Source organism: Streptomyces virginiae, from assembly GCF_040638905.1.
Lineage (GTDB): Bacteria > Actinomycetota > Actinomycetes > Streptomycetales > Streptomycetaceae > Streptomyces > Streptomyces virginiae_B.
The window spans coordinates 92,912-108,486 of record NZ_JBEZYV010000007.1 but is presented as its reverse complement, the minus strand read 5'-3'; the positions used below and the strand labels follow the sequence as shown (position 1 = coordinate 108,486).

Sequence of the window (15,575 nt, the reverse complement as noted above, 5' to 3'; positions counted from 1 at the left end):
CAACCGTCCGTCGCGCCTTCGGCATATCCGCTTGAGTTCTCCCGCGGCGGGTCGCCGGACCGACGGCGACCGCCTGGACGGGAGATCGGGGGTGCCACTCGTGCGGATCGGACTGCTCACGGAAGGTGGTTATCCGTATGCGACGGGCGAGGCCAGGCTGTGGTGCGACCGGCTCGTGCGCGGACTCCCGCAGCACGAGTTCGAGCTCTACGCGTTGAGCCGCAGCGCCGAGCAGGAACGCGCCCGGGTCCCGCTGCCCGAGCACGTCACCCACGTCCGCGCGGCCCCCCTGTGGGCCCCCGCCGACGACGGGCGGACCTACTCCCGGCGCGAGCGCCGACGGTTCGCGGACTGCTTCGAGGAGCTGGTCCACGGGATCTGCGCCGGCGCCCCCGATGCCTTCGCCGCCGGGCTGTACGGGCTCGCCGGCCTCGCCCGCGAACAGGGCGGGCTGTACGCGGCACTGCGCTCCGAATCCGCGGTGCGGGCCCTGGAGGCCGCCTGCCGGGCCCCCGGCGCGAGCCGCACCGTACAGGCGGCGCAGGTGACCGACCTGCTGGAGTTCGTCGACGAACTGGAGGGCATGCTCCGGCCGCTGTCCCTCGACTGGTACGAGGAGAACGCCCGCGGCGAGGGCCTCGGCGCGGTCGACGTCTGCCACGCGGCCGCCGGCGGGGTGGCGGCGCTCCCCGGTCTGCTGGCCAAACGCTTCTTCGGGGTCCCGCTGCTGGTCACCGAGTACGGGGTCCAGCTGCGCGCGCACTACCTGGCTCACCTCGGCGGCGCCGGCGAGGGCGAGGAGCCCCGCCCCGCCGTACGGGCCCTGCTCGCCGCCTTCCACCTGCGGCTGGCCACCGAGATCTACGCCCGGGCCGACTTCCTCACCCCCGGCAACGGCCACGCCCGGCGCTGGCAGGAGCGCTGCGGCGCCACCCGTGACCGGCTGCGGACGGTCTACCCGGGGATGGAGGCGGACCGATTCACCAGCGTCGGGGACGCCGCCGACCGCGGGGACCCCGACACGCTGGTCTGGGTCGGCCGGGTGGAGCCCGCCAAAAACCTCATCGCCCTGCTGCACGCCTTCGCCGAGGTCCGCAGGGCCGAGCCGCGCACCCGGCTGCGGATCTTCGCCACGGCCGCGGACCCCGGCTACCTCGCCGACTGCCGCTCCCTCGCAGCGCAGCTGTTCCCCGACGAGGCCGCCGACTGCGTCAGCGTCGGGGAGAACCCGGTCGCCTTCGAGGAGATCGGCGGACCGGAAGTCCCCTCCGCTGCCGAGGCGTACGGAGCCGGGCGCGTCGTCGTGCTGTCCTCCGTGATCGAGGGCTTCCCCGTCACCCTGGCCGAGGCGATGCTCTGCGGGCGCGCCACCGTCTCCACCGACGTCGGCGCGGTCTGCGAGGTCATCGGAGGCACCGGCCTCGTCGTCCCGCCGCGCAACCCGCGGGCACTCGCCGAAGCCTGCCTGTCCCTGCTCGGGGACGCCGAGCGGGCGGAACGCCTCGGCGCCGCCGCACGGGCGCGGGCCCTGGAGCTGTTCACCGTCGAGCAGAACGTCGCCGCCTTCCAGGAGATCTACCTCCGGCTGCTGGCCAAGGGCTCCGAACGGCCCGACGGCGGCGTCCCCTTCGCCCGGCCCCCGGAGGCGCGGGTGCCCGGCCACTGGACCAGCCCGACCTGGGCCAAGCCCGCACCGGACCCCACCTCGGAGGCCGCCGTATGACCACCGTCGACCCCGGCACCGCGGCCCTGCCGGGACGTGAGGCGCGGGAGTCCGGGGGCAGCGCCCCGGCCCCCGGCGCATCACCGGACCGCGCGCCGCAGGACGCGGTCGCGGCTGCGGCACCGTTGCCGGGGCGCAGCACCGGACCCCGCGGCTCGACCGCCGGCGAGGCCGGAACCGCCGGGGCCGCCGCCTTGCGCCCCGGCGGGGCCGAAGTCGTCCGGGGAGCGAAGCCGCAGGCGCGACCGCGGGCCGGCGGGGACCCCGTCAAGGCCCTGCTGCACCGGCACCGCGAGCTGTGCGAGCGGGCCGTGGACCCCCTGGAGATCGCCGCCGGACTGGAGGCCCACGGCATCACCGACCGCACCGCCGCCCGCTTCCGGCACCGGGACGTCTTCTCCCTCGCCGAGGAGCTGTACGCCCGCAGCCCGCGCGGAGAGGTGCCCGCCGCCGCGCCGGCCCCGGTCCCGGCCGGGCCCTCCGCCTACCGCGCCCTCGGCTGTGCGCTGCTGCCCGGGGCCCTCGCCGCCGGCGCGGCCGCCGCGGGACAGGCGTGGGCCGGGCCCGCCGCCGTGGCCGCCACCGTCGCCGCCCTGGTGTGGCCGGTGCGGGCCGCCGGGAGCCGGTTCCCGTGGCTCGCCCACCTGCTCGCCGCGGCCGTGGCCGGCTGGGCCGCCCACCGGCACGGCAGCGCCCTCGCGGTCGGGCTCGCGCTGGCCGTCGCCCCCGGGCACCTGCTCGCCGCCGCCTTCGCCGCCGGTGCCCGGGCCCGGCTCGACGGGAGCCGCGCCCTGGAGGACTTCGCCGACCGGGCCCGCCCCCTGCTGTTCGCGTCCGTCGCCGTCTTCACGGCGGCCGCGGCCGCCGTCGCCGCCGTCGCCGGCACACCGCTGCCGGTGGCCGTGCCGCTCGCCCTGCTGCTCTTCCTGACCCGGCTCCTGCTGCGGCACGGAACCCGCCGCGGCCCCGTCGCCGCCGCACTCGCCCTCGCCCTGATCCCGGTCCCGGCGGCGGCCCCCGCCGCCGCGGCCGCACTCCTCGTCCACGCACTCCTCGCCCTGTCCCGCGCGTCCGCGCACGCGAGGCCATGACGCCCCCCGGGACCACCACAGCCCTCAGGGGGTGTCATGTCGACCATGCCGGGCTCGCGGCGCCTGCCACCGCGCCTCGCCGCGCTGTCCTCACTCGACGACGCTCCGCCCGCCTCCCTCGTCCGCCTTGCGATTTCCCCTCGGCCCTGCGGGCCTGGGGAGGCCCCATGGCGTCATCCACTGCTCCCTGATCCGGCCTGATCGGCAAGACACCCCCTGGGAGCCGACGCCGAGGCGCACTGCCCGTACCCCGCCCCGTCCATTCACCCGTCCGCAAGGAGAAACAGACATGACCGGCCAGCCAACCGACCAAGGGGTCTCGCGATGAGGGTGCTGCTGATCGGAGCCAACGGATACCTCGGCCGCTACGTCGCCGACCGGCTGCTCGCCGACCCCGCCGTCCAGCTCACCGCGCTCGGCCGCGGCGACGACGCCGACGTCCGCTTCGACCTCGCCACCGGCAGCCCCGGAGCGCTCACGCGCTTCCTCGACGCCGTCCACCCGGGCGTCGTCATCAACTGCGCCGGAGCCACCCGGGGCGGGGCCCGGGAACTCACCCGGCACAACACCGTCGCCGTCGCGACGATCTGCGAGTCGCTGCGCCGCAGCGGCTGCGGGGCCCGGCTCGTCCAGCTCGGCTGCGCCGCCGAGTACGGGCCCAGCCAGCCGGGATCCTCCACGGCCGAGGACGCCGTGCCCAGACCCGGCGGACCGTACGGCGTCAGCAAACTGGCCGCCACCGAACTGGTGCTGGGCTCCGGGCTGGACGCCGTCGTACTGCGGATCTTCTCGCCCGTCGGCCCGGGCACCCCCGCCGGGTCCCCGCTCGGCCGGCTCGCCGAGGCCATGCGCCGCGCGATGCAGTCCGGTGACGGCGAGCTCAAGCTCAGCGGGCTCGGCGTGCAGCGCGACTTCGTCGACGTACGGGACGTGGCACGGGCCGTGCACGCCGCATCCCTGTCCGCCGCCCAGGGCGTGGTGAACATCGGCACCGGCCGCGCCGTGCGGCTGCGTGACGCGGCCGCCGTCCTCGCCCGCGTCGCCGGGTACGGGGGCGCCCTGCACGAGCTCGACGTACCGCACGGCGGACCGCAGCAGGGGCACGGGCACCCCGGCCGCCCGCCGGTCGGGCTCACCTCCATCGGGTCCCCCCGCTCCGAGGTCACCGCCGAGCAGCTGGCCGCATCGGCCCCCCAGCCGTACCCCTACCCGGACGGCTGCGGGGCCTGGCAGCAGGCCGACGTGCGCACCGCCCGCGACCGGCTCGGCTGGCGGCCCCGGATCAACCTGGAGGAATCCCTCGCGGACATCTGGATGGAGGCGGCGTGCCGCATCTGACCACTCCGCCGGGTGCCCTGACGGCGGCCGCGACCGGGGCCGGCCGCCTCGGACTGGGCATCCCCGGCTACGCGCACCCGCTGCTCGCTCCCGTGGAATGGGCCGAGCTGACCCGCCCCGGCACCCCGCTGCACTGGGCCGTGCTGAACGTCGCCGACGGCCCGGGCGGGCGGCCCGATCCGCACTGCACCGAAGCGGCCGCGAAGCTGCACGCCGCGGGCGGCACGGTCCTCGGCCATCTCGCGATGCGGGACGGGTCACGGTCCTTCGGGGAGCTGGTCTCCGACGCCCACCGCTTCCGGGACTGGTACGGGGTCGGCGGCTTCTACCTCGCCGGGGTCCCGGCGGACAAGGCGGAGCTGGCCCCGGTGCGTCGCGTCGTCGACTCGGTGCGCGGCCTGGGGGAGGACCTGCGGATCGTGCTCGAGCACGGCACGCACCCGTACGAGGGCTACGCGGACGCCGCCGACCAGCTGGTCACCTTCTCCGGGGCCTGGGCCGACTACCGCTGGTCGCAGGTGGCGGAGTGGACGGCGGACCACCCGCCGGAGCGGTTCTGCCACCTGGTCCACGGGGTGCCGCGCACGCACCTGGAGGAGGCGATGCGGATCGCGCGCTGGCAGGGCGCAGGCACCATCTGGTTCACCGACCGCCGCGCCGTCGGGGACCGCGACCCCTGGGCGTCCATGCCCGGGTACTGGGACGAAATCGTCTCACGCATCGGAACAGGTGTCTTGGAATGAAGACGGGCGTGGCAGTGTTACGGAGAGAACCACCGTTAAGTCGTCCCCATCTACGGAGTCCCCGTGTCGCTGCCACCCCTGGTCGAGCCGGCTGCTGAGCTCACCGTTGACGAGGTCCGTCGGTACTCCCGCCACCTGATCATCCCCGATGTCGGGATGGACGGCCAGAAGCGCCTGAAGAACGCGAAGGTGCTGGCCGTGGGCGCGGGCGGACTCGGCTCGCCCGCCCTCATGTACCTGGCCGCGGCCGGCGTCGGCACGCTGGGCATCGTGGAGTTCGACGAGGTCGACGAGTCCAACCTGCAGCGCCAGATCATCCACAGCCAGTCGGACATCGGCCGCTCCAAGGCCGAGTCCGCCCGCGACAGCGTGCTGGGCATCAACCCGTACGTGAACGTGGTCCTTCACGAAGAGCGGCTCGAGGCCGAGAACGTGATGGAGATCTTCAGCCAGTACGACCTCATCGTCGACGGCACGGACAACTTCGCCACGCGCTACCTGGTCAACGACGCCTGCGTGCTGCTGAACAAGCCGTACGTGTGGGGTTCGATCTACCGCTTCGACGGCCAGGCCTCGGTCTTCTGGTCCGAGCACGGCCCGTGCTACCGCTGCCTCTACCCGGAGCCGCCCCCGCCGGGCATGGTCCCGAGCTGCGCCGAGGGCGGCGTGCTGGGCGTGCTCTGCGCGTCCATCGGCTCCATCCAGGTCACCGAGGCCATCAAGGTGCTCACGGGCGTGGGCGAGCCGCTGGTCGGCCGCCTGATGATCTACGACGCCCTGGAGATGCAGTACCGCCAGGTCAAGGTCCGCAAGGACCCCGACTGCGCGGTCTGCGGTCCGAACGCGACCGTCAAGGAGCTCATCGACTACGAGGCCTTCTGCGGCGTCGTGTCGGAGGAGGCCCAGGAGGCGGCCGCCGGCTCCACGATCACTCCGAAGCAGCTCAAGGAGTGGATCGACACGGACGAGCCGATCGAGATCATCGACGTCCGCGAGGTCAATGAGTACGAGATCGTCTCGATCCCGGGCGCGAAGCTGATCCCCAAGGGCGAGTTCCTGATGGGCACCGCCCTGCAGGATCTGCCGCAGGACAAGCGCATCGTCTTGCACTGCAAGACGGGTGTCCGCAGTGCGGAAGTCCTCGCGGTCCTGAAGTCCGCGGGCTTCGCGGACGCGGTGCACGTGGGCGGCGGCGTCATCGGCTGGGTCCACCAGATCGAGCCCGAGAAGCCGGTCTACTAAAGACAGTGGCGATCTGACGAAGGGGTGCTCCCTGCGGGGCACCCCTTCGTCATGTCCGTCATGAACTCTTCCCGCCACCGCTGTCGGTGCCCGTCCCTACCGGGACCCCGGGCGGGCCCGGGCGGCCCGGCTGTGCTCAGGCGCCGACGGGTTGCGCCGGGGCCGGGGCCGACGGCCGGGCGGGGGACTGGGAGGCGTCCGGGGCGGGGGTGCAGACGGTGTTCGCGGCGGGCACCTTCCCGTCCAGCAGGTAGGAGTTCACGGCTCCCTGCACGCACGGGTCGCCGCTGTTGTACGCCCCGTGCCCCTCGCCCTTGTACGTGAGTTCCACGCCCACGCCGGGCCCGAGTCGCTCCACCATCTTGCGGGCGCCCTCGTACGGGGTGGCCGGGTCGCCCGTGTTGCCGATCACCAGGATCGGGTCGGCTCCGGGGGCGGAGACGTCCGGGGTCTCCGCGGTGCCGGGGACCGGCCAGCCGGTGCAGCCCATCATGGCCCAGCCGAGGAAGTCCCCGAAGACCGGCGAGGCGGCACGGAAGGCGGGCAGCTTCGCCTTGGTCTGCTCCAGGGTGTAGCGGTCCTTGGAGTCGACGCAGTTGATGGCGGTGTTGGCGGCGCCGATGTTGCTGTAGTCGCCGTTCTGGGAACGGCCGTTGAGGGCGTCCGACAGGGCCATCAGCAGCTGGCCCTGGCCGCCCTCCGCCTCGTCCAGGCCCTGCTCCAGCAGCGGCCAGAGCTCCTGCGAGTAGAGGGACTGGGCGATGCCGTTGGTCGCCGAGGACTCCGTCAGCATCCGGTCGCCGATCCCCGGGATGGGCTTGGCGGCCAGCTGCTTCTGCAGCTTGATGATGTTGTCCTCGATCTCTTTGGCGGTACTGCCCTGGAGCCGGCACTCGTCGCCCCGGTCCACGCAGTCCTGCGCGAAGTTGCCGAGGGCCAGCTGGAAGCCCTTGGCCTGGCCGAGCGCCCCCTGCTCGGAGGTCGCGGTCGGGTCGACGACGGCGTCGAAGACGGTCCGGCCGACCTTCTCCGGGAAGAGGTGGGCGTAGACGCCGCCGAGCTCGGTGCCGTAGGAGATCCCGAAGTAGTTGAGCTTCTCGTCGCCGAGGGCCTGGCGGATCCGGTCGAGGTCGCGGGCGGCGTTCTCGGTGCCGACGTACGGGAGCACCTTCCCGGACTTCGCCTCGCAGGCCCGCTGGTACTTGCGGGTGTTCTCCAGGTACGCCTTCTCCGCCTCCGGGGTGTCGGGGGAGGAGTCCGAGGCGTAGTACGCGTCGAGCTGCTTGTCGTCCAGGCACAGGACGGGGGCGCTGCGGCCCACCCCGCGCGGGTCGAAGCTCACGAGGTCGTAGCGCCGGCGCAGGGCCTCGTACTCTTTGGCGGCGCCGGGCAGCGTGGTGATCCCGGACCCGCCGGGTCCGCCGAAGTTGAACACGAGGGACCCCAGACGCTCGCCCTGATTCCTCGCCTTCGCCCGGATCAGGGCGAGAGGAATCGTTTCTCCTTCAGGGTCTGCGTAGTCGAGCGGCACGTGGAGCGTGGCGCACTGCCAGTCCTTGGGCGGAGCCTGCCCGCCCCCCTCGGCGGCCGTCGGGGCCTCGCAGTCCCCCCACTTCAGGGGCGGCGCCCCCTCCGTGCCGCCGGCCTTGGGCGTCTTCTCCTGCCCGCTGTCGGAACAGCCACTGGTACCGGCCGCCCCGGCCATGAGAGCGACGGCGACGGCGACCCGCAGGAGGTATTTGGGCATGTCACCATCGTGCGCGCCCCCGTCGCCCCCCGCCCGCGCGCTGACCCGTTCGGGTAAGCCGGGAGCCGCTACGCCGGCACCGGACCGGGCGGCCGCGCCGCCGCGCGGCCCGCCGCCACGTACGCCGGTACCCCATGCCCTCGTAGGCGGCGCCGCACAGCGCGAGGCCGGGAGCTTGGTCCCAGCGGGTCACGCCCGCCGCGACCGGCTCGCCCAGCGGCCCCACCGCAGGGCGGAGCTCGGTGATCACCGTGCGGATCGGTGTCGGTCCGGGCGGCCACCTGCCCGCTGTGCGGGGCAACAGGTACAGCCCTCGCGGTGCGGGACGGCAGCGGCCGAATCCCGCCCCGCCGGCGTTTTGAGGCGGGCGCGGCGCGGAGCGCCGTCGGGGGTGCAGCCAGGCCCGCCCGGCAGGGGCGAAAACCCAGGCTGGGGGCGCAGCACCAGCGCCCCCGCAGCCCGAGCCGGAGGCAAGAGGCGGGCCCGGCCGGAGGCTAGATGGCCTCCTTGCGGGTCAGGAAGTTGAACGAGATCCACCCCGGCAGCACCGGCAGCCAGAACGTCATCAGGCGGAACAGCAGCACCGCCGAGATCGCGACCTCCTTCTCCAGCCCGGCCGCGACCAGGCCCAGCGTCAGGGTGGCCTCCACCGCGCCCATGCCGCCCGGTGTCGGCGCGGCCGAACCGAGTGCGTTGCCCGCCAGGAACACCACCGCGATGCTCGCGTAGCTGATGGCCTCGCCGCCCCCGAACGCCCGGATCGACGCGTCCAGGCACATCACGAAGCAGCCCGTCAGCAGCAGCATCCCGCCGATGCCGGTCACCAGCTTCTTCGGCCGCTGGAGCACGTCCAGCATGCGCGGCACCACGCCCGCGAACAGCGCCCGGACCCGGGTCACCACGAACTTCCGCATGAACGGCACCGCCGTCACCACCAGCACCAGGACCGCCACCGTCAGCAGACCCGCGATGACGGTCCGGGACGGGGTCATCTCCGGGGTCTTCTCGGTCCCGGTCAGATAGCCGAAGGAGAGCAGCAGCAGGATGTGGCTGGCCAGACCGAACAGCTGCGAGGCGCCGACGCTCGCCACCGCGAGCCCCGGCCGGATCCCCGCCCGCTGCAGGAAGCGCGTGTTCAGGGCGACACCGCCGACCGCCGCCGGCGCGACCAGCTTCACGAAGGACCCCGCCACCTGCGCGACCACGGTCCGCAGGAACGGCACCCGCTCGGGCACGAAGCCCAGCAGGCTCATGGCCGCCGCGACGTAGCTGAGCGCCGAGAAGGCCAGGGCCGCACCGACCCAGCCCCACTCCGCGTCCGCGACGGTCTCGGCGAGGGGGACGTGCGCGAGCTGCGTCAGCAGGAAGTACGCGCCGAAGGCGCCGGCGATGAACGAGACCAGCGTGCGCGGCCGGATCCGCTCCAGCCGGGCCGGCTCCACCGGCGCCTGCGGGCGGATCAGCAGCACCTGTTGGCGGATCTGGCTGAGCAGGTCCTCCTCGCGGGCCTCGTCCAGGGCGTCGTCGAGCGCCCTCTTCTCGGCCTTGCGGTCGGCCGCTGCCGAGGTCGGGGCAGCGGCGGCGGAGGCCGCGGCCTCCGCCTCGCGCGCGGCCTTCGCCGCCCGCGAGGACTCCAGTACGGCCTCCCGCTCCCGCTCGGCCCGCTCCCGGGCCAGCTTGCGCAGCGTCGCCCGGGTGGAACGGCTCAGCGCGATCGGCTGGAGCAGCGGCAGGCAGTCCGCCACCGTGTCCGGGCCGAGCACCGACACCGCCGAGGCCACCGCGCGCTCCGCGCCGACCCGCAGGCCGAGGGTGGCCAGCAGCTGCGCGACGTCCATCCGGAGCACCAGGTCGCCGGCGGCGATCTCCCCGCCGCGCAGGTCGGTGAGGATGACATTGCCGGAACGATCCACCACGAGCGCGTCCCCGGTGAGCCTGCGGTGGGCGATCCGCCGCGACTGCAGGGCGCGCACCTGCTCCCAGGCGTTGCGGCTCAGCTCGTCGGTGATCTCCTCGTCGGGCAGGGAGTCCAGGGTCCGGCCGCCCAGGTGCTCGTACACGAGCATCACCGCGTCCGGGCCCAGCTCGGAGGTGGCGATCAGCTTCTGCGCGTTCGCCCCGGCCGCGATGGCCGCGTACGCCAGGAGCGCCTCCTGCTCCAGGGCCTGGCGCAGCGACTGCAGGCTGCGGCGGGTGGTGATGCCGCGCAGGGTGAGCCGGCGCCAGACCCGGTAGAAGAAGCCCTGGGCCTGCTGTTCCCGGTCGACGACGGTGACGTCGAGCGCAGGACCGTCCTCCAGGGTGACGTGGTAGCGCCGGCCGCGGTCGCCGGTCTCGGACGCCTCGGGACCCTCGGGCGTCTCGGCGCGCATCGCGCTGACCGGCTGGAAGCCGACGCGGCGCAGCCCGGCGAGGAGGTGCTGCCCGGTGGGGCGCACGTTGGGGGAGCCGACGGCGTAGAGGGTGCCGTAGGCCACGCTCCAGCCGATCAGCACGGTGAGGATGATCGAGAAGGGGGTGGTGTAGCCGTTGACCAGCATGGTGAGCGCGTTGAGCAGCAGGACGACCCAGAGCGCGACGCGCCAGTGGGGCCTGCGGGTCATGCCCACCGCGGTCATGTACGCGATCACGGGCGCGAGGTAGCCGTGCACGGGATCGGTGAGGGCCCCGCCGCCCGCGGAACGGGTCAGGGCGTCCTGGATGGTGTCGGGGGCGGCCTGGGAGACCCACAGGTCGGTGGCCAGGGTGACGCCGTGCGCGAGGACGGCGGCGAGCACGCCGTCGGCGATGCGCAGCCCGTCGCGTTTGATCAGCCGCTCGATGGCGAAGGCGACGGGGAGCAGCAGCACCGCGATGCTGGAGACCAGCGCCGCGACCTTGATCAGGAGGTCCGGCGCCTGGCCGGTGCCCTTGCTGATGTCCTCCTCGAGGCCGACCGTGGTGCCGTGGGCGAAGGCGGCGATGCCGAACAGCACGGCGATGCCGAGGAGGCCGACGAGGAGGCGTACCAGGTCGGACGGCCGGTGCACGCGGGCGGCGAGCAGCGGTTCGTCGACCTCGACCTGGTCGGCGGCGGTCGGGGCGTGGCCGTGCGGGGCCTCCGCGTCCTCCTCGCCGCCGCGGGCGCGGCCGGCCGCGGGGCCGTGCGCGCCGTGCGCGAGACCTGGCGCCGGGTCCGGTGCCGGGTCCGGCGCCACGTCTCGCGTCAGATCCGGCGCGAGGTCCTGGGGGCGGTTCTGCGGGCGGGAGGCGGGGCCGTCGTCAGGGCGCGCGCCGTCGTCCCCCGCCGCGCCTTCCGGAGGGCTCACACCCTGCTCCTTCGTCGTCACATCCGTCTCTTCTTGATCACGTATCACCAGTCACCGCCCGGAAGATGGTGGCACGGACCGAGGGGCCGCCGGGGCATCAGGGTGCGCGCCGGTCCGGAACCACAACTTCCGCCGACGGGTGGCCGGGGTACTGCACCATGTGCTGAATGAGTGAGGAGCTGCCCGCGTACGCGGAGCGCGTACTGGAGGTCGTCGAGCGTATTCCGCCCGGCCGGGTGATGACATACGGGGACGTCGCCGAATGGCTCGGCGAAGGGGGACCGCGCCAAGTCGGGCGTGTCATGGCCCTGTACGGGGGAGCCGTGCCCTGGTGGCGCGTGGTGCGGGCGGACGGCATGCCGCTGCCCGGCCACGAGGCGCGCGCCCTGGAGCACTACCGGACGGAGGCCACCCCGCTGCGCCTGACGGCCGGCGGCGAGCCGCGTCTGGACATGCGCCGGGCGCGCTGGGACGGGGACCCGGACCCCGGACGGGACCCCGGAAGGGACGGCGGGCGCGACGAGGCTCACACCTGACAGCTTCCGCCATGCGGCGCCGGGGCGGGCGATCGGGCGACGGTGCGAACGCCCGTCCGGGGTACCCGGGGGGACTGCGCGGCGTCGGCGGGTTGCCGTAGCGTTGCCTCTTCGGCTTCCGCCTCGGCTCCCGCGCGAGCCGTCACGGCAGCACCGCCACACCCCGCAGACCCACCAGGACCGGCACCCCACGTGATCACCTCTTCCTCCGACCGCACCGAACGGCGGCGTACGCGGACCCCCGACGCGTACCGCCTCGTGCGCACCGGGCCGGAACGGGTGGATCCCCCTGTGCTGGACGCAGCGCAGCGGGCGGTGGTTGACCACCCCGGCGGACCACTCCTGGTCCTGGCCGGACCGGGCACCGGGAAGACGACCACGCTGGTCGAGGCCGTCGCCGCCCGCGTGGAAGCGGGGACGGACCCCTCCCGGATCCTCATCCTCACCTTCAGCCGCAAGGCGGCGGTGGAACTGCGCGACCGGGCCGCCCTGAGGCTGGGCGGTGCCCGCGCCCCGCAGGCCACCACCTTCCACTCCTTCTGCTACGGCCTGGTCCGCGCCCACCAGGACACCGACCTCTTCGCCGACCCGCTGCGGCTGCTGTCCGGCCCCGAGCAGGACGTGATGGTCCGCACCCTCCTGGAGGGCCAGCGCCGGATCCGCTCGATCCGCTGGCCCGACGACCTGCGGGCCGCGCTGACCACGCGCGGGTTCGCCGACGAGGTCCGGGCGGTCCTCGCCCGCGCCCGCGAGCTGGGCCTCGGCCCGCAGGCCCTCGCCTCCTTCGCGGACCGCATCGGCCGCCCCGACTGGAAGGCGGCGGCCGCCTTCCTCTCCGAGTACCTGGACGTCCTCGACATGCAGGGGACGCTGGACTACGCCGAGCTCCTGCACCGCGCGGTGCTCCTCGCCGAGCGCACGCCGTCGCTGGCCTCCGCCTACGACGCGATCTTCGTGGACGAGTACCAGGACACGGACGCCTCGCAGCTGCGGCTGCTGCGGGCCCTGAACGGGCGCGGCGGGACGCTCGTCGCCTTCGGCGACCCGGACCAGTCGATCTACGCCTTCCGCGGGGCCGACATCAACAACGTGCTGGACTTCGAGTCCGCCTTCCCGGGCGCGCAGGTCAGGGCCCTGACGGTGGGCCGCCGCTCGGGCGCCGCCCTCCTGCAGGCGACCCGCCTCCTCACGACCCGCATGCCGCTGCCCCGCCTCCCCGCGGCAGCGGTCCGCGCGCACCGTGACCTGCGGGCCACGCGGGAGGGCGGCCGGGTGGAGGTCTTCACGTACCCGACGGCCGGCGCCGAGCTGGACAACATCGCCGACATCCTGCGCCGGGCCCACCTGGAGGACGGGGTGCCCTGGCAGGACATGGCCGTCCTGGTCCGCGCCGGCGGCCGCACCCTCCCCCAGATGCGCCGAGCCCTGATCGCGGCGGGAGTCCCGGTCGAAACGGACGGTACGGACACCCCCCTCCGCCACGAACCAGCGGTCTCCCCCCTCCTGACCGCCCTCCGCCTCACGGCCACCTGGCCGCCCGCAGACGAGTCCGGCCCGACCCGCGCCACCGACGCGGAGCCCGCATCCCTCCCCCCTGCCATGGGCGGGCCCGGCGCGCAGGCCGACCCCGCGGAGCCGGCCCCGGGCACGGCCGGCGCCGCAGGCGAGCCCGGTGCGCAGACCGACCGCGCGGACGCGGACCCGGCCGCGGGCCCCGTGCTGCCCGCCGCGGGTGGTGCGGCGGCCCCCGCCGAGGCCGGCCCGTCGGCCGCCCTCGGCGAGCCCGGTGCGCGGGAAGGCGCCTCGGTCGCGGCGCGGCCCGCCGCTGCCATCGAGCCATCCAGCCCGGAGGCGGACCCCGCCACCGCCGCCCACCCGCAGGCCGCAGGCCTCGCCCGCGACGGTGTCCACACCGAAGGCGATGCGGGGGCAGGGCAGGGGGCGGGGGTGGGTTCCGGGGAGTCCGGCGGCCCCGCCGGAGGCGTCGAGGCTGCGCTCACCCTGCTCGCCTCCCCCCTCGGCGGCATGGACGCCGCCGACCTGCGGCGGCTCGGCCGCGCCCTGCGTGACGAGGAGCGCGCCGCCGGCGTCAAGGTGCCCGCGCCCTCCGACGTCCTGCTCGCCCGCGCCCTCGCCGAGCCCGAGCGCCTCACCGCGCACGACCCCGCCTACGCCCGCGGCGCGCAGCGCCTCGGGCTGCTCCTGCGCAAGGCCCGCGAGCTCCTCCAGGGCGGCGGCACTGCCGAAGAGGCCCTGTGGATCCTCTGGGACGGCACCCCCTGGCCCGACCGGCTGGAACGCCAGGCCCGCCGCGGCGGCGCGGCCGGCCGCAACGCCGACCGCGACCTCGACGCCGTCTGCGCCCTCTTCGACACCGCCGCCCGCGCCGAGGAGCGCACCGGCGGCAGCGGCGCGCTCAACTTCCTCGAACAACTGGAGGCGGAGGACATCGCCGCCGACACGTTGACGGCCCGCACCACCCGCCCCGACGCCGTCCGACTGATGACCGCCCACCGCTCCAAGGGCCTGGAGTGGTCCCTGGTCGTCGTCGCGGGTGTCCAGGAGGGCCTGTGGCCCGACCTGCGCCGCCGCGGCTCCCTCCTGGAGGCCGACCGCATCGGCCGCGACGGCCTCGCCGAGCCCCTCACTCCCGGCGCCCTCCTCGCCGAGGAGCGCCGCCTCTTCTACGTCGCCGCCACCCGCGCCCGCGACCGTCTCGTCGTCACCGCCGTCAAGGCCCCCGCCGAGGACGGCGACCAGCCCTCCCGCCTGCTCACCGAGCTCGGCGTCACCCCGAAGGACGTCACCGGCCGGCCCCGCCGCCCCCTCGCCGTCCCCGCTCTCGTCGCCGAGCTGCGCGCCACCACCGTCGACCCGGACGCCTCGCCCGCCCTGCGCGACGCGGCCGCCCGCCGCCTCGCCCGCCTCGCCGCGCTCACCGACGACGAGGACCGCCCCCTGGTCCCCGCCGCGCACCCGCAGCGCTGGTGGGGCCTGTACGAGCCCACCCGCAGCAGCGTCCCGCTCCGCGACCGGGACCGGCCCCTCGCCCTCTCCGGCAGTGCCCTGGACCAGCTCGCCAACACCTGCTCCCTCCAGTGGTTCCTCGGCCGCGAGGTCAAGGCCGACGCACCGTCCACCGCCGCCCAGGGCTTCGGCAACGTCGTCCACGTCCTCGCCGACGAGGTCGCCTCCGGCCGCACCCCCGCCGACCTGGCCGTCCTCATGGAACGCCTCGACTCGGTCTGGGACGCCCTCGCCTTCGACGCCCCCTGGAAGTCGGCCCAGGAGAAGGAGAACGCCCGCGCCGCCCTCGAACGGTTCCTGCGCTGGCACACCACCGACCGCGGGGGCCGGCAGGCCGTGGCCACGGAGCACGAGTTCGACGTCACGCTCGAAGCCGGCGACGTAGCCGTCCGCATCCGCGGCTCCATGGACCGGGTCGAGGCGGACCCGCAGGGCCGTGCGTACGTCGTCGATTTCAAGACCGGGAAGTCCGCGCCCACCAAGGACGAGGTCGCCCGCCACCCCCAGCTCGCCGTCTACCAGCTCGCCGTCCGCGAGGGCGCCGTCGACGAGGTCTTCGACGGACGGCGCCCCGAACCCGGCGGTGCAGAGCTCGTCCAGCTCCGCCAGGGCGCCGCGATCCGCGACGGCGGTGAAACGGTCCCCAAGGTCCAGGCCCAGGAGCCGCTCGACGGGGAGTGGGTCGGCGATCTGCTCGCGACCGCCGCCGGGCGGGTGCTGGACGAGCGGTTCGCGCCCGCCGCCGGCCGCCACTGCGACCACTGCTCCTTCCGCAGCTCGTGCAGCGCCCGCCCGGAGGGCCGCCAGACCGTCGAGTGAC

9 protein-coding genes are annotated in these 15,575 nt (G+C 74.9%); 7 read left to right on the top strand and 2 right to left on the bottom strand.

Going from position 1 to position 15,575, the window contains the following annotated elements; genetic code table 11:
- Nucleotides 1-100: 100 nt before the first annotated feature.
- The 5 genes from AB0F82_RS12675 to moeZ all read left to right on the top strand — a co-directional run bounded on the left by AB0F82_RS12675 (nt 101) and on the right by moeZ (nt 6,137).
- Complete coding sequence (locus AB0F82_RS12675; protein ID WP_362626617.1) at nt 101-1,723, top strand: DUF3492 domain-containing protein; 1,623 nt, start codon at nt 101-103, stop codon at nt 1,721-1,723.
- Nucleotides 1,720-2,814 (top strand): hypothetical protein, encoded by a 1,095-nt coding sequence (locus AB0F82_RS12670; protein WP_362626297.1) that lies wholly within the window; start codon nt 1,720-1,722, stop codon nt 2,812-2,814. Before AB0F82_RS12675 ends, AB0F82_RS12670 begins: the two co-directional genes overlap by 4 nt.
- A gap of 324 nt (nt 2,815-3,138) precedes the next feature.
- Entirely contained in the window at nt 3,139-4,152 is a 1,014-nt protein-coding gene (locus tag AB0F82_RS12665) for an NAD-dependent epimerase/dehydratase (RefSeq protein WP_362626294.1), read from the top strand.
- Nucleotides 4,140-4,895 (top strand): spherulation-specific family 4 protein, encoded by a 756-nt coding sequence (locus AB0F82_RS12660; RefSeq protein ID WP_362626291.1) that lies wholly within the window; start codon nt 4,140-4,142, stop codon nt 4,893-4,895. The genes AB0F82_RS12665 and AB0F82_RS12660 overlap by 13 nt, the downstream gene beginning before the upstream one ends.
- Before the next feature lie 63 nt (nt 4,896-4,958).
- Nucleotides 4,959-6,137 (top strand): adenylyltransferase/sulfurtransferase MoeZ, encoded by a 1,179-nt coding sequence (gene moeZ, locus AB0F82_RS12655; RefSeq protein WP_030772761.1) that lies wholly within the window; start codon nt 4,959-4,961, stop codon nt 6,135-6,137.
- Nucleotides 6,138-6,273: 136 nt separating this feature from the next.
- Here the strand turns inward: moeZ and AB0F82_RS12650 are convergent, their stop codons facing one another.
- The gene (locus AB0F82_RS12650) at nt 6,274-7,884 is read right to left on the bottom strand and encodes an alpha/beta hydrolase (RefSeq protein ID WP_362626288.1); all 1,611 of its coding nucleotides are present in this window, start codon (nt 7,882-7,884) and stop codon (nt 6,274-6,276) included.
- A gap of 494 nt (nt 7,885-8,378) precedes the next feature.
- Nucleotides 8,379-11,192: a lysylphosphatidylglycerol synthase transmembrane domain-containing protein gene (locus AB0F82_RS12645; protein ID WP_436842077.1), complete on the bottom strand. Its 2,814-nt coding sequence runs from the start codon at nt 11,190-11,192 to the stop codon at nt 8,379-8,381.
- Between the two features lie 167 nt (nt 11,193-11,359).
- Here AB0F82_RS12645 and AB0F82_RS12640 point away from each other — a divergent pair, with 167 nt between their 5' ends.
- On the top strand, nt 11,360-11,728 hold the full coding sequence (locus AB0F82_RS12640) for an MGMT family protein (protein ID WP_356813647.1): 369 nt from the start codon (nt 11,360-11,362) through the stop codon (nt 11,726-11,728).
- A 258-nt stretch (nt 11,729-11,986) separates the two neighbouring features.
- Nucleotides 11,987-15,574: a UvrD-helicase domain-containing protein gene (locus AB0F82_RS12635; RefSeq protein WP_436842084.1), complete on the top strand. Its 3,588-nt coding sequence runs from the start codon at nt 11,987-11,989 to the stop codon at nt 15,572-15,574.
- Nucleotide 15,575 lies beyond the last annotated feature (1 nt).

Excerpts from the sequence above, each read along its gene's own strand:
- AB0F82_RS12670 (WP_362626297.1), top strand. The coding sequence starts at position 1,720 with ATGACCACCGTCGACCCCGGCACCGCGGCCCTGCCGGGACGTGAGGCG.
- AB0F82_RS12665 (WP_362626294.1), top strand. The coding sequence starts at position 3,139 with ATGAGGGTGCTGCTGATCGGAGCCAACGGATACCTCGGCCGCTACGTC.
- AB0F82_RS12650 (WP_362626288.1), bottom strand. The coding sequence starts at position 7,884 with ATGCCCAAATACCTCCTGCGGGTCGCCGTCGCCGTCGCTCTCATGGCC.
- AB0F82_RS12640 (WP_356813647.1), top strand. The coding sequence starts at position 11,360 with ATGAGTGAGGAGCTGCCCGCGTACGCGGAGCGCGTACTGGAGGTCGTC.